The 15248-nt window shown below is 66.0% G+C and carries 12 protein-coding genes and 1 tRNA gene; all 13 read right to left on the reverse strand.

The genetic code is table 11. The annotated features are described in order from the left end of the window. Positions 1-34 precede the first annotated feature (34 nt). Complete coding sequence (gene rpsG, locus ACZ55A_RS14170) at positions 35-505, reverse strand: 30S ribosomal protein S7 (protein WP_004571813.1); 471 nt, start codon at positions 503-505, stop codon at positions 35-37. Between the two features lie 2 nt (positions 506-507). Next, a complete protein-coding gene (gene rpsL / locus ACZ55A_RS14175) occupies positions 508-879 on the reverse strand; it encodes a 30S ribosomal protein S12 (RefSeq protein ID WP_003948652.1) in 372 nt (123 codons plus the stop codon). 379 nt (positions 880-1258) lie between these two features. Next, complete coding sequence (locus ACZ55A_RS14180) at positions 1259-1735, reverse strand: DUF1707 and DUF4190 domain-containing protein (RefSeq protein ID WP_468839160.1); 477 nt, start codon at positions 1733-1735, stop codon at positions 1259-1261. A gap of 209 nt (positions 1736-1944) precedes the next feature. Beyond that, a complete protein-coding gene (locus ACZ55A_RS14185) occupies positions 1945-5844 on the reverse strand; it encodes a DNA-directed RNA polymerase subunit beta' (protein ID WP_468838927.1) in 3900 nt (1299 codons plus the stop codon). Between the two features lie 99 nt (positions 5845-5943). Continuing rightward, positions 5944-9426: a DNA-directed RNA polymerase subunit beta gene (gene rpoB / locus ACZ55A_RS14190; RefSeq protein WP_468838930.1), complete on the reverse strand. Its 3483-nt coding sequence runs from the start codon at positions 9424-9426 to the stop codon at positions 5944-5946. Between the two features lie 624 nt (positions 9427-10050). Continuing rightward, on the reverse strand, positions 10051-10437 hold the full coding sequence (rplL, locus tag ACZ55A_RS14195) for a 50S ribosomal protein L7/L12 (protein ID WP_468838933.1): 387 nt from the start codon (positions 10435-10437) through the stop codon (positions 10051-10053). A 125-nt stretch (positions 10438-10562) separates the two neighbouring features. After that, positions 10563-11090 (reverse strand): 50S ribosomal protein L10, encoded by a 528-nt coding sequence (gene rplJ, locus ACZ55A_RS14200; RefSeq protein WP_033269715.1) that lies wholly within the window; start codon positions 11088-11090, stop codon positions 10563-10565. A gap of 303 nt (positions 11091-11393) precedes the next feature. Then, on the reverse strand, positions 11394-12242 hold the full coding sequence (locus tag ACZ55A_RS14205; RefSeq protein ID WP_468838936.1) for an SCO4651 family lipoprotein: 849 nt from the start codon (positions 12240-12242) through the stop codon (positions 11394-11396). A 144-nt stretch (positions 12243-12386) separates the two neighbouring features. Then, positions 12387-13103, reverse strand: a complete 717-nt coding sequence (gene rplA, locus ACZ55A_RS14210) for a 50S ribosomal protein L1 (protein ID WP_468838939.1) — start codon at positions 13101-13103, stop codon at positions 12387-12389. An 80-nt stretch (positions 13104-13183) separates the two neighbouring features. Next, positions 13184-13618 (reverse strand): 50S ribosomal protein L11, encoded by a 435-nt coding sequence (rplK, locus tag ACZ55A_RS14215; protein WP_030412999.1) that lies wholly within the window; start codon positions 13616-13618, stop codon positions 13184-13186. A gap of 195 nt (positions 13619-13813) precedes the next feature. Further along, positions 13814-14689 (reverse strand): transcription termination/antitermination protein NusG, encoded by an 876-nt coding sequence (nusG, locus tag ACZ55A_RS14220; RefSeq protein ID WP_468838943.1) that lies wholly within the window; start codon positions 14687-14689, stop codon positions 13814-13816. 73 nt (positions 14690-14762) lie between these two features. Next, entirely contained in the window at positions 14763-15059 is a 297-nt protein-coding gene (gene secE, locus ACZ55A_RS14225; protein ID WP_468838946.1) for a preprotein translocase subunit SecE, read from the reverse strand. 101 nt (positions 15060-15160) lie between these two features. After that, positions 15161-15233: transfer RNA gene (locus ACZ55A_RS14230), tRNA-Trp, on the reverse strand. Positions 15234-15248: the final 15 nt, after the last annotated feature.

Genomic DNA, 15248 nt, shown 5'->3' on the forward strand with positions numbered 1-15248 from the left:
CTCAATCTTCTCTCGGTCTCGATGTGGGTTGCGACTACCAGCGGTAGTGCGCGAAGGCCTTGTTGGACTCGGCCATCTTGTGCGTGTCCTCACGCTTCTTGACCGAAGCGCCGAGGCCGTTGGAGGCGTCGAGCAGTTCGTTCATGAGGCGCTCGGTCATGGTCTTCTCGCGGCGGGCGCGGGAGTAGCCCACGAGCCAGCGGAGCGAGAGGGTGGCGGCACGGCCGGGCTTGACCTCGACCGGAACCTGGTAGGTCGCGCCACCGACGCGGCGGGACTTGACCTCAAGGGTCGGCTTGATGTTCTCGAGCGCGCGCTTGAGCGTGATGACCGGGTCGTTGCCGGTCTTCTCGCGCAGACCCTCCATGGCGCCGTAAACGATGCGCTCAGCGGTGGAGCGCTTGCCGTTCAGCAGAACCTTGTTGATGAGGGAGGTCACCAGAGGAGAGCCGTAGACCGGGTCGATGATGACCGGGCGCTTCGGGGCGGGGCCCTTACGAGGCATTCTTACTTCTCCTTCTTGGCGCCGTAGCGGCTGCGAGCCTGCTTGCGGTTCTTGACGCCCTGCGTGTCGAGGGAGCCGCGGATGATCTTGTACCGAACACCCGGCAGGTCCTTCACACGGCCGCCACGCACGAGCACGATCGAGTGCTCCTGGAGGTTGTGGCCCTCACCCGGAATGTAAGCGGTGACCTCGATCCCGCTGGTCAGACGCACACGCGCGACCTTACGCAGGGCCGAGTTCGGCTTCTTCGGGGTGGTCGTGAAAACACGCGTGCAGACGCCACGGCGCTGGGGGGAACCCTCGAGCGCGGGCGTCTTGTTCTTCTCGACCTTGTCCTGCCGGCCCTTGCGGACCAGCTGCTGGATCGTAGGCACCGTTTCTCCGGTTTCTGTGTGCCAGTCTCGGTAAAGCTAACCTGGAACATCCCCGACCCACGCGGTCGGGTGTGTCGAATGCTGCAGTCCGGTCCCTCGCTGGAACGAGTGAGGCGGCAGATTGCGGTGTCAAAACCTGGCTTCCGTACTGATGGCCCTCCCGGTCGGAACTTGGGAGGATTGCGCGCACGGCAGCCCAGGGACACCCCAGGCACAAGGTCAGAGCGTACCTACCGCATTGGCTGCGGTCAAAACAAATGCACACGCGAAGGACACGCCGGACTCGTCACGGCGTTGCGGCCACCGTAGTGCGATCGACCGCCGTACGGAAGAAGGCGCCGCACCCCCGCAACACAACCGCGGCACCCCCGTGAACCGGTCAGAGGACCACCGCGGACAGAATGAACACCAGAAGGAACAGCGCCCAGCCGCCGATCGCCAGCCAGCCCAGGATCAGGCCCGTAATGGCCTGCCCGTCCCCGCGCTCGCCCGTACGACGGATCTCGGCCCGCGCCTTGTGGCCCAGGATGACCGCCGGAATCGCGGTGAGCCCCCACGTCACCGGCGTCATGATCCCGCAGACCAGCGAGCCGGTCGCCGAGCTGTTCGTCGTCACCGGCGCCGGCATGTGCATCGGCATGAACGTCGCAGGCACCGGCCGCTGCGGGACGAACTGCGCCTGCGGCACCGGCCCCATCGGCAGGTCCGAGACCAGCATCTGAAGCTCGGCATGCGTCTGCGCCTTGTAGGCCCGCGTGATCCGCTGCTCGTACTCCGGCTGCTGCAGCCGGCCCTCGGCAAACCCCGCCTTGAGCACATCGACCGTCCGCTCACGATCGGCGTGCGAGGCACGCATGGCCGGCACCTGATTCGCCGGCTGAACGGGCTGCCCACCCTGCCACGGCTGGAATGCCACTTCGCGCCCCTCCCCCCGCTCGACAGTTCTCCCCATCTTCTCATCAGAGACGCAGAGATGGGAGCACAAGTTCCCCTGCGCGGCCACCAATGCCGCAGGGCGGCCACCCCGTGAGGGATGGCCGCCCTGTTGCTGCGTACGGACCGGGATTACTGGTTGTACGGGCCGTAGTCGTAGTCCTCCAGCGGGACCGCCTGGCCGGAGCCGGTGCCGAAGGGCGAGTAGTCGATGTCGTCGTAACCGACGGCCGAGTACATCGCGGCCTTGGCCTCTTCGGTGGGCTCGACCCGGATGTTGCGGTAGCGGGACAGGCCCGTACCGGCCGGGATGAGCTTACCGATGATGACGTTCTCCTTGAGGCCGATCAGGGAGTCCGACTTGGCGTTGATCGCCGCGTCGGTCAGGACCCTGGTCGTCTCCTGGAAGGACGCCGCCGACAGCCAGGACTCGGTGGCCAGCGAAGCCTTGGTGATACCCATCAGCTGCGGACGGCCGGAGGCCGGGTGGCCGCCTTCCGCCACGACCCGACGGTTCTCACCCTCGAACTTCGTGCGCTCCACGAGCTCGCCCGGCAGCAGCTCCGCGTCGCCGGACTCGATGATCGTCACACGGCGCAGCATCTGCCGGATGATGATCTCGATGTGCTTGTCGTGGATCGCCACGCCCTGGCTGTTGTAGACCTTCTGGACCTCGCCGACCAGGTGGACCTGGACGGCACGCTGGCCGAGGATCCGCAGCACGTCGTGCGGGTTGATCGCACCCACGGTCAGCGGCTGGCCGACCTGGACGTGATCGCCCTCGCCCACCAGGAGACGGGCACGCTTGGAGACGCCGTAGGCCGTCTCGTCGCTGCCGTCGTCCGGCGTGACGATGACCTTCTTGGTCTTCTCGGTCTCCTCGATCCGGACGCGGCCGGCCGCCTCCGAGATCGGGGCGACACCCTTGGGCGTACGGGCCTCGAAGAGCTCGACGACACGCGGCAGACCCAGGGTGATGTCGTCACCGGCCACACCACCGGTGTGGAAGGTACGCATCGTCAGCTGGGTGCCGGGCTCACCGATGGACTGGGCGGCGATGATGCCGACCGCCTCACCGATGTCGACCAGCTTGCCGGTGGCCAGCGAACGGCCGTAGCAGTAGGCACAGGTGCCGACCGCGGACTCACAGGTCAGGACCGAGCGGGTCTTGACCTCCTCGACGCCGGCGTTGACCAGCGCGTCGATGAGCACGTCACCGAGGTCGACGTTCGCCGGGGCGACGACCTTGCCGTCGACGACGACGTCCTCGGCCAGCATGCGGGCGTAGACGCTGGACTCGACGTCGTCCGCCTTGCGCAGCACACCGTCCGCACCCTTCGAGGCGATCCGCAGCTTGAGGCCACGCTCGGTGCCGCAGTCCTCCTCGCGAATGATGACGTCCTGGGAGACGTCGACCAGACGACGGGTGAGGTAACCGGAGTCGGCGGTACGAAGGGCGGTGTCCGCAAGACCCTTACGGGCACCGTGCGTGGAGATGAAGTACTCCAGCACGGACAGACCCTCGCGGAACGACGCCTTGATCGGACGCGGGATGGTCTCGTTCTTCGCGTTCGACACCAGACCACGCATACCGGCGATCTGCCGCATCTGCATCATGTTTCCTCGGGCACCCGAGTCAACCATCATGAAGATGGGGTTGGTCTTGGGGAAGTTCTCGTTCATCGCCTCGGCGACCTCGTTGGTCGCCTTGGTCCAGATGTTGATCAGTTCCTGAGTGCGCTCGTCCTTGGTGATCAGACCGCGCTCGTACTGCTTCTGGACCTTCTCGTCCTGGGCCTCGTAGCCCGCGACGATGGCCTTCTTGGCCTCCGGCACGACGATGTCCGAGACGGCGACGGTGACGCCGGAACGGGTCGCCCAGTGGAAACCGGCCGCCTTCAGGTTGTCGAGCGTCGCCGCCACGATGACCTTCGGGTAGCGCTCGGCCAGGTCGTTGACGATCGCGGAGAGCTGCTTCTTGCCCACCGAGTAGTCGACGAACGGGTAGTCCTCGGGCAGCAGCTCGTTGAAGAGCGCACGGCCCAGGGTCGTCCGCAGCCGGAAGCTGTCACCCTGCTGCCACTCGGGCTCGCCCTCCTCCGGAACCGGCGGGGTCCAGCCGCGGGGCGGAACCGTACCGATCGGGAAGCGGATGTCGACCTTCGCCTGGAGCGAGAGCTCGCGGGCGTCGAAGGCCATGATCGCCTCGGCGACCGAGCCGAAGGCCCGGCCCTCGCCCTTGACCTCGCGCTCCTCTTCATCCGTGGTGAGGAAGAAGAGACCGAGCACCATGTCCTGGGTCGGCATGGTGACCGGACGGCCGTCGGCCGGCTTGAGGATGTTGTTCGAGGACAGCATCAGGATGCGGGCCTCGGCCTGCGCCTCCGCGGACAGCGGGAGGTGGACGGCCATCTGGTCACCGTCGAAGTCCGCGTTGAACGCGGTGCAGACGAGCGGGTGAATCTGAATGGCCTTGCCCTCGACCAGCTGCGGCTCGAAGGCCTGGATGCCGAGGCGGTGCAGGGTGGGCGCACGGTTCAGCAGCACCGGGTGCTCGGCGATGACCTCTTCGAGCACGTCGTAGACGACCGTGCGGCCGCGCTCGACCATGCGCTTCGCCGACTTGATGTTCTGCGCGTGGTTGAGGTCCACCAGGCGCTTCATCACGAACGGCTTGAAGAGCTCCAGCGCCATGGCCTTGGGCAGACCGCACTGGTGCAGCTTGAGCTGGGGGCCGACGACGATGACGGAACGCGCCGAGTAGTCGACTCGCTTACCGAGCAGGTTCTGACGGAAGCGGCCCTGCTTGCCCTTGAGCATGTCGGACAGCGACTTCAGCGGACGGTTGCCGGGACCCGTGACCGGGCGGCCGCGGCGGCCGTTGTCGAAGAGCGCGTCGACGGCCTCCTGGAGCATGCGCTTCTCGTTGTTCACGATGATCTCGGGCGCGCCGAGGTCGAGAAGCCGCTTCAGGCGGTTGTTGCGGTTGATCACACGGCGGTACAGGTCGTTCAGGTCGGAGGTCGCGAAGCGGCCACCGTCCAGCTGCACCATCGGACGCAGGTCCGGCGGGATCACCGGGATGCAGTCCAGCACCATGCCCTTGGGGCTGTTGCGGGTCTGCAGGAAGGCGGAGACGACCTTGAGGCGCTTGAGCGCACGGGTCTTCTTCTGGCCCTTGCCGGTACGGATGATCTCGCGGAGGCGCTCGGCCTCCTCCTCGAGGTCGAAGGTCTCCAGGCGCTTCTGCAGCGCAGCGGCACCCATCGAACCGTCGAAGTACGTGCCGAAGCGGTCCCGCAGCTCGCGGTAGAGCAGCTCGTCGCCCTCCAGGTCCTGGACCTTGAGGTTCTTGAAGCGGTTCCAGACCTCGTCGAGACGGTCGATCTCGCGCTGCGCACGGTCACGCAGCTGCTTCATCTCGCGCTCGGCACCCTCGCGCACCTTGCGGCGCACGTCCGCCTTGGCGCCCTCGGCCTCCAGCTCGGCCAGGTCGGTCTCGAGCTTCTTGGCGCGGGCCTCCAGGTCGGAGTCACGGCGCTGCTCGATCTGCTGACGCTCGACGGAGACATGGGCCTCCAGCGAGGGCAGGTCGCGCGTACGGCGCTCCTCGTCCACCCACGTGATCATGTAGGCGGCGAAGTAGATGACCTTCTCGAGGTCCTTGGGCGCGAGGTCCAGCAGGTAGCCCAGCCGGCTCGGCACGCCCTTGAAGTACCAGATGTGGGTAACGGGAGCGGCCAGCTCGATGTGGCCCATCCGCTCACGTCGCACCTTGGCGCGAGTGACCTCGACGCCGCAGCGCTCGCAGATGATGCCCTTGAAGCGGACGCGCTTGTACTTACCGCAGTAGCACTCCCAATCCCGGGTCGGACCGAAGATCTTCTCGCAGAAGAGTCCGTCCTTTTCGGGCTTGAGGGTGCGGTAGTTGATGGTCTCCGGCTTCTTGACCTCGCCGTGGGACCACTGACGGATGTCGTCAGCGGTGGCAAGGCCGATCCGCAGCTCGTCGAAGAAGTTGACGTCGAGCACTATGCGTCAATCCCTCTCAGGGTCGTGTCTCTATGGTCTGTACGGGGTCCGGGGCGGGGCCGGGACCTCCTCTGCACGAGGCGGTCCCGACCAGACCCGTCAGACCTCTTCGACGCTGCTCGGCTCGCGCCGGGACAGGTCGATGCCGAGCTCCTCCGCTGCGCGGAAGACGTCCTCGTCGGTGTCGCGCATCTCGATGGACATGCCGTCCGAGGACAGCACCTCCACGTTGAGGCACAGGGACTGCATTTCCTTGATGAGCACCTTGAAGGACTCGGGAATGCCGGGCTCGGGGATGTTCTCGCCCTTGACGATGGCCTCGTAGACCTTCACGCGGCCGGTCACGTCGTCGGACTTGATCGTCAGCAGCTCCTGGAGGGCGTATGCGGCGCCGTAAGCCTCCAGCGCCCACACCTCCATCTCACCGAACCGCTGACCACCGAACTGAGCCTTACCACCCAGCGGCTGCTGGGTGATCATCGAGTACGGACCGGTCGAACGCGCGTGCAGCTTGTCGTCGACCAGGTGGTGCAGCTTGAGGATGTACATGTACCCGACCGAGATCGGGTCCGGGAACGGCTCACCGGAGCGGCCGTCGAACAGCTGCGCCTTGCCGGAGCCCTTGACCATCCGCTCGCCGTCGCGGTTGGGGAGCGTCGAGTCGAAGAGACCCGCCAGCTCGTCCTCGCGCGCACCGTCGAAGACCGGGGTCGCGACGTTGGTGCGCGGCGCGACGTCGTCGGCGCCGATCGCCTGGAGACGCTGCTGCCAGTCCTCGTTGCCCTCGACCTTCCAGCCCTGGCTGGCGAGCCAGCCGAGGTGGATCTCCAGGACCTGTCCCGGGTTCATTCGGGACGGGACACCCAGCGGGTTGAGGATGATGTCGACCGGGGTGCCGTCCTCCAGGAACGGCATGTCCTCGACCGGCAGGATCTTCGAGATGACGCCCTTGTTGCCGTGACGGCCGGCGAGCTTGTCACCGTCGGTGATCTTGCGCTTCTGGGCGACGTAGACGCGGACCAGCTGGTTCACGCCCGGGGGCAGCTCGTCGCCCTCTTCGCGGTCGAAGACGCGGACGCCGATGACCTTGCCGATCTCACCGTGCGGCACCTTCAGCGAGGTGTCGCGCACCTCGCGCGCCTTCTCACCGAAGATCGCGCGGAGCAGGCGCTCCTCGGGGGTCAGCTCGGTCTCACCCTTGGGCGTGACCTTGCCGACGAGGATGTCGCCGGCGACGACCTCGGCACCGATACGGATGATGCCGCGCTCGTCGAGGTCGGAGAGGACCTCCTCGGAGACGTTCGGGATGTCCCGGGTGATCTCCTCGGGGCCGAGCTTGGTGTCACGGGCGTCGACCTCGTGCTCCTCGATGTGGATCGAGGAGAGGACGTCGTCCTGCACGAGGCGCTGCGACAGGATGATCGCGTCCTCGTAGTTGTGGCCCTCCCACGGCATGAACGCGACGAGCAGGTTCTTGCCGAGCGCCATCTCGCCCTGGTCCGTGGACGGACCGTCGGCGAGGACCTGGCCCTCGACGACCCGCGCGCCCTCGTCCACGACGACCTTCTGGTTGAAGGAGGTGCCCTGGTTGGAGCGGGTGAACTTGGCGACGCGGTACGTGGTGTACGTGCCGTCGTCGTTGGCGACGGTGATGTAGTCCGCGGAGACCTCCTGGACCACACCGTCCTTCTCCGCCTTGATGACGTCACCGGCGTCGACCGCACAGCGGTACTCCATGCCGGTGCCGACCAGCGGCGACTCCGCCTTGATCAGCGGAACGGCCTGGCGCATCATGTTCGATCCCATGAGCGCGCGGTTGGCGTCGTCGTGCTCGAGGAACGGGATCATGGCGGTCGCGGCCGACACCATCTGGCGCGGCGAGACGTCCATGAAGTCCACCTCGTCGGCGGGGACGAGGTCGACCTCGCCACCACGGCGACGGACCAGGACACGCTGCTCGGAGAACCGCATGTCGTCGGAGAGCTTCGCGTTCGCCTGGGCGATCAGGAAGCGGTCCTCCTCGTCAGCGGTGAGGTAGTCCACCTCCTCCGTGACCTGGCCGTCGACGACCTTGCGGTACGGCGTCTCGATGAAGCCGAAGACGTTCACACGGCCGTAGGACGCGAGCGAGCCGATCAGACCGATGTTGGGACCTTCAGGGGTCTCGATCGGGCACATGCGGCCGTAGTGCGACGGGTGCACGTCACGGACGTCGAGGCCGGCCCGCTCACGGGAGAGACCACCCGGGCCCAGCGCCGACAGACGGCGCTTGTGGGTCAGACCCGACAGCGGGTTGGTCTGGTCCATGAACTGGGACAGCTGGCTGGTGCCGAAGAACTCCTTGATGGAGGCGACGACCGGCCGGATGTTGATCAGGGTCTGCGGCGTGATCGCCTCGACGTCCTGGGTGGTCATGCGCTCACGCACGACGCGCTCCATACGAGCCAGACCCGTGCGGACCTGGTTCTGGATGAGCTCGCCGACGTTGCGCAGACGACGGTTGCCGAAGTGGTCGATGTCGTCGGTCTCGACGACGATCGTGTTGCCGTTCTCGCCGATCGTCTCGGTCTCGCCGGCGTGCAGCTTCACCAGGTACTTGATCGTGGCGATGATGTCGTCGGTGGTGAGCACACCGGCGTCGAGCGGCTCGTCGCCACCGAGCTTCTTGTTGACCTTGTAGCGGCCGACCTTGGCGAGGTCGTAGCGCTTGGGGTTGAAGTACAGGTTCTCGAGCAGCGTCTGCGCGGCCTCGCGGGTCGGCGGCTCGCCCGGACGCAGCTTGCGGTAGATGTCGAGCAGCGCGTCGTCCTGACCCTGGGTGTGGTCCTTCTCCAGGGTGGCGCGCATGGACTCGTACTCGCCGAACTCCTCGAGGATCTGCTCGGTGGTCCAGCCGAGCGCCTTGAGCAGGACGGTGACGGACTGCTTGCGCTTGCGGTCGATACGGACACCGACCATGTCGCGCTTGTCGATCTCCATCTCCAGCCAGGCACCCCGGGACGGGATGATCTTGGCCGAGAAGATGTCCTTGTCGGACGTCTTGTCGATGGAGCTGTCGAAGTAGACGCCCGGCGAGCGGACCAGCTGCGAGACGACGACACGCTCGGTGCCGTTGATGCAGAAGGTGCCCTTGTTGGTCATGAGCGGGAAGTCGCCCATGAAGACCGTCTGGGACTTGATCTCGCCGGTCTCGTTGTTGGTGAACTCGGCGGTGACGAAGAGCGGGGCGGCGTACGTGAAGTCGCGCTCCTTGCACTCGTCGATGGAGTTCTTCGGGGGCTCGAAGCGGTGGTCGCGGAACGTCAGCGACATCGACCCGGAGAAGTCTTCGATCGGGGAGATCTCTTCGAAGATCTCTTCGAGACCGGACTTGGTGGGGACTTCCTGCCCACTCTCCAGCGCAGCCTCGACGCGACCCTTCCATGCGGCATTGCCGAGCAGCCAGTCGAAGCTTTCGGTCTGCAGCGCAAGGAGGTTCGGAACCCCGAGGGGCTCCTTGATCTTCGCAAAGGAGATGCGCAGCGGGGCGGTGCTGTCGCCGTTGTTCGTATTGGCAGTCGAGGCGTTGCGCGAGGCGGCCAAGAGGGGGTCCTTCCGAGGGCTCGGACTCACTACGCGCGTACCGGTCCCGAATCGAGCAGACTGAGGGAAAGCCCAGGTCAGGGCGGATCATCCAGCTTTGCTCGGGCTCGGATATGCCCCTGGTGACGGGCAGGGAGCAGCTAACAGGCAGCGCAAAGGGTCAGTGTAGCCACAAGGCCCACTGATGTCCAGAGCGAGTTTCCGAAGACCGGTTCAGCACCGTGATACCGATCTTCTCCCTCCGGGAGTTCGCATCCTCCGCGGCGGAGGATCCCCTCGTTGTTCTTCTCAATGCCCTGCGCCTGCCGAAAGCCCTGCGCCAGTGGTGGCGCACACCGATGCTTCCCTCTTCGTCGGCGATCCATGCCTCGAACCCTGGATCGCTTCTGCGTCGCGTCCCGAGAATTGCGCGCCGCGTCCGGTTCGTCAAGGCCCCCCACCTCTGCGAGATCGTCACATGGGAGCAGGTCCGGGCAACGAAGATCACCATACTCGCACTCCGGCGCGGGGCAATGCAGCCGTGGCGAGCACGCCGAAGGGCGACCACCCGCATGGGTGATCGCCCTTGGCTTGGTGTCCGTTACACCTCAGGTGCTGCGGACGTGAGTCAGAGACTCAGCGGGGTCACTTGACCTCGACGGAGGCGCCGGCGCCCTTGAGGGACTCGGCGGCCTTCTCGGCGGCGTCCTTGGCGACCTTCTCCAGGACCGGCTTCGGGGTGCCGTCCACGAGGTCCTTGGCCTCCTTCAGGCCCAGGGAGGTCAGCTCACGCACGACCTTGATGACCTGGATCTTCTTGTCGCCGGCACCGGTGAGGATGACGTCGAACTCGTCCTTCTCCTCCTCGGCGGCGGCGGCCGGGGCACCCGGGGCACCGGCGGCGACGACGGCGGCCGGGGCGGCAGCGGTGACGTCGAACTTCTCCTCGAACGCCTTCACGAACTCGGAGAGCTCGATGAGGGTCATCTCCTCGAACTGCGCGAGCAGGTCTTCCTGGCTGAGCTTCGCCATGATGGGCGGTCCTTCCACTAATTCGGCTGGTGCCGGATGTACATGTGAGGCGGGCGTACGTCGGGCCCGCTGTGGCCTCTCCGCCTAGACGTGACTAGGCGAGAGCGACCAATGTGCGAGCCGAATTACTCGGCACCGCCCTGCTCGGCCTGCTTGGCACGAAGCGCCTCCGCGGTGCGGACGAACTTCGAGGGAAGCGCCTGGAAGAGCGCGGCAGCCTGGGACTGCTTGCCCTTCATGGCGCCCGCCAGCTTGGCGAGCAGAACCTCGCGGGACTCGAGGTCCGCAAGCTTCTTGATCTCGTCGGCGGACAGCGCCTTGCCGTCAAGGACACCGCCCTTGATGACGAGAGAGGGGTTCTCCTTGGCGAAGTCACGAAGACCCTTCGCCGCCTCGACCGGGTCACCGGTCACAAAGGCGACAGCCGTCGAGCCACTGAGGTGCTCGTCCAGCTGAATCCCGGCCTCATTGGCCGCGATCTTGGTCAGCGTGTTCTTCACCACACGGTACTGAGCGTTCTCGCCGAGCGAACGACGCAGCTGCTTGAGCTGCGCCACAGTCAGTCCGGTGTAAGAGGTCACAACAGCTGCGTTGGAGTTACGGAGCTTCTCCGTGATCTCCTCAACAGCTGCGATCTTGTCGGACGTCGCCATGAGCCTCGGCCTCCTTCCGGGTGATGAGGACCGCGCAGAAGGGGCTGGGCAAAACAAACGCCCCGGCGCAGGCGCACGGGGCGAGACTCAACCAGGCATGTACCCGGGAGTTCTTCCTCATTCACCTGCGCAGGCCGTCCGCAGCTAGCGGATCCTTCGGCCACCACACGCCCGCGATACGGACGCGCAGAGACAACCAGCGGTCTTTGGCTTCCCGGATACGGTACGGGAGCGACCCGCGTCAGGCAAATCGGCCGACGGGGGGCGCCGGCCGCGCCCCCCGCCCGCCGTTCAGCGGCTCACTTACTGCTTGCCGACCTTGTCGAAGTCCACCGTGTCACCGGCCGACGGCTCCGTGACGGTGACCTTGGTGCCGTAGTCCGAGTAGAAGACCGTCGAGTCGTACGCGACCGAGCCTCCGGTCATCTGCTCGCGCTTCTTGACCAGCAGGTTGTCCGAGCTGATCCACAGGTCGATGGTCTCGTTCTTCGCGCCGGACTGCTTCAGCTGCTGCTCCAGCGCCTGCATGTCCGACTCGCTGATGTCCTTGGACTGCATCCGCGTCAGCTCGGACACCGAGAGGGTGCCCGTGTAGTGGGTCGCCTGGACGCCGCGGACGTCCTCCTTGCCGGCTTCCTTGACCTTGCCCGAGGCGATCAGCAGCTGCATCGCGCGGTTCGGGTTGTTGTTGTTCATCTGGTCCTTGAGCAGCGCGCCGCTCGGGCCCATCTTCTTCGCCAGGGCGTCGTAGTCGTACTTGATCCAGGTCTTGCCGCCCATCGGCATGCCCATGTTCATGTACATCGCGTCCGGCGTGTACAGCGCCTTCATCGGCTTGCCGGCCATCGCCCCGGCGGACTGCGTGATGTCGACGGTCATCCGCATGCCCTGGGACCAGTCCATCGCACCCTTCATCGTCTGGGTGGAGGTGGCGTTCTTGACCGTGCCGTCGACCTTCGCGGACTTCTTGCCGTCCGTCTGCTGAGAGGCCTGCTTCAGCGACGCCAGCGCCGCCTCCAGCGGAGACTGGTGTGAGTCCGATCCCGAACCCCCGCCGCTCCCGCCGGCGTTGTCGGTCTTGCCGTTACAGGCCGTCAGACCGGCCACCATGACAACTCCCGCCACGACGGCGGCGATACGCGTGCTGCGCACTGAGGCTCCCCCTTTAGATCTTCCTTACGGACCTCGGGGTGACTCTAGACCAGATGGGTGACACCGCATGCGTCAGGCCCCGTTCTCCGTACGGAAAACGGGGCCTGACGGTAGCTACGCGCTACGAGGCGTCGATCAGGGAGATCAGACGGCCTCGTCCTCGACGAGGAGGTTGCGGGTGCGGTTGGCGTCCACCGGGATGCCAGGGCCCATCGTGGTGGTGATGGTGGCCTTCTTGATGTAACGGCCCTTGGCGGCGGACGGCTTGAGGCGGTTGATCTCCTCGAGCGCCGCGGCGTAGTTCTCCACCAGCTTGGTCTCGTCGAAGGAGACCTTGCCGATGATGAAGTGGAGGTTCGCGTGCTTGTCCACGCGGAACTCGATCTTGCCGCCCTTGATGTCGGTGACAGCCTTGGCGACATCCGGGGTGACGGTGCCGGTCTTCGGGTTCGGCATCAGACCACGGGGACCGAGCACGCGGCCGAGGCGGCCGACCTTGCCCATGAGGTCCGGGGTGGCGACGACGGCGTCGAAGTCCAGACGGCCCTTGGAGACCTCGTCGATCAGTTCGTCCGAGCCGACGATGTCGGCGCCGGCGGCTTCCGCGGCCGCAGCACGGTCACCGGTCGCGAAGACCAGGACCCGGGCGGTCTTACCGGTGCCGTGCGGGAGGTTCACGGTGCCACGGACCATCTGGTCGGCCTTGCGCGGGTCGACACCCAGACGCATGGCAACCTCGACGGTCGCGTCGAACTTGACGGAGGCGGTGTCCTTGGCGAGACGGACGGCCTCGAGGGGGGCGTACAGACGCTCCCGGTCGATCTTCGCGTCCGCGTTGCGAAGAGTCTTGCTGCGCTTCACTTCTGCTCCTGATGCAGTGGGGTGGAGTCGTGGTGCGGACCAGCGCCTGGTCCTGCCACGGGGTGCCTGTAGGGCTGGGATCAGCCCTCGACCGTGATGCCCATGGAGCGGGCGGTGCCGGCGATGATCTTCTCGGCGGCGTCCAGGTCGTTGGCGTTCAGGTCGGGCATCTTGGTGGTGGCGATGTCACGGACCTGGTCGCGGGTGATCTTGGCGACCTTGGTCTTGTGCGGCTCGCCGGAGCCCTTCTCCACGCCCGCGGCCTTCAGGATGAGCTTCGCGGCCGGCGGGGTCTTGGTGACGAAGGTGAAGGAACGGTCCTCGTAGACCGTGATCTCCACCGGCACGACCATGCCACGCTGCGACTCGGTCGCGGCGTTGTAGGCCTTGCAGAACTCCATGATGTTGACGCCGTGCTGACCCAGCGCGGGGCCGACCGGCGGAGCCGGGTTTGCGGCACCGGCCTGGATCTGGAGCTTGATAAGCCCCGTGACCTTCTTCTTCTTGGGAGGCATGCTCTCTCCGGGTCCTAGTGAGAGGTATTTCGCCGATCCACCCGGTCATCCGGATGGAGGCATACCGCACAACGATAACGGGTATCCTCGCGCGGCCAAAAACCGAGCAGGTCAGACCGGCATTCAGCCCGTCTGACCTGTTCGGTAGCTGGTTGTCCGGAAGGACCGCGGCCCTTCCGGATCAGATCTGCTCGATCAGTTCTTCTGGATCTGGTCGAAGGACAGCTCGACCGGGGTCTCCCGGCCGAAGATCTCGACCAGGCCCTTGACCTTCTTCGAGTCGGCGTTGATCTCGTTGATCGTGGCCTGGAGCGTCGCGAACGGACCGTCGGTGACGGTGACCGAGTCGCCCACCTCGAAGTCCAGCACCTGGACCTCGACCTTGCGGGACGGCGCCGGCTTGCCCTCGGCCGCGGCGGCCTCCTTGGCGGCCTTCTCCTCGGCCTCCGGGGCGAGCATCTTGACGATCTCGTCCAGCGTCAGCGGGTACGGGTCGTAGGCGTTGCCGACGAAGCCGGTGACACCCGGCGTGTTGCGGACGACGCCCCACGACTCGTTCGTCAGATCCATGCGCACGAGCACATAGCCCGGGAGCTTGTTCTGGCGGACGGTACGGCGGTCGCCGTTCTTGATCTGGACGACCTCTTCCTGCGGCACCTCGGCCTGGAAGATGTAGTCCTCGACGTTCAGCGAGACGGCGCGCTGCTCAAGGTTGGTCTTCACACGGTTCTCGTAGCCCGCGTAGGTGTGGATGACGTACCACTCACCGGGCAGGCCACGCAGTTCGTCGCGGAGGGCAGCGACCGGGTCGACCGGCTCCTGCTCCTCTGCGGACTCGTCCTCGGCGACCTCGGCGGTGGCCTCGGCCTCCTCCTCGACGTTCACCGCGGCCTCTTCGGCGGGCTCGCCGGCGGCAGCGTCCTCGGCGTCGAGCTCATCGACGTTGTCGGCGTTCTCGACGATCTCAACCGAGGTGTCGTCGCCCTCGACCTCGGCCGAGGCAGCCGCGTCAACGTCAGCCTCTGCCGCCTCGACGGATTCGGCGGCGTCGTTCAGGTTCGGGTCAGACACGGTGGCTGCTTCTTCCTGGCTTCAAGGGGTTGAACATGCGAAATGGGCGCCCGCGCAGGCGCCCTCCGCGGGATCAGCCGAAGACGTACCCGACGACTCGGTTGAGTCCCAAGTCAATCACGGTTACGAGACCGATGATGATGACAACGAAGACGATCACCACACTGGTGTACGTCGACAGCTGGTTGCGCGAGGGCCAGACGACCTTGCGGAGTTCCGCGATGACCTGACGGTAAAAGAGCGCGAGACGAGCGAAGGGGCCCTTCTTGCCGCGCTTGCCGCCACGACGGGGCTTCTTCCGGTCCGCCGCGGTCTCGTCCTCGGAGCGACCGCGCTCAGGCATGTCGATGGAGCCCAGGGCGTCCGTCACTCGTCCTCACCTGAATCCGGGTCGTGGCCGTGCCGCGCCCGGTGGAGCCGCACGGCGGTGCATACGTACGCGTGCACGCACTGCGGTGAGAGTGCGTGTAGCAGGGCCGGAGGGACTTGAACCCCCAACCGCTGGTTTTGGAGACCAGTGCTCTACCAATTGAGCTACGACCCTTTGTGGTTCCCCCAA

This window comes from Streptomyces sp. NPDC034111 (assembly GCF_055575375.1).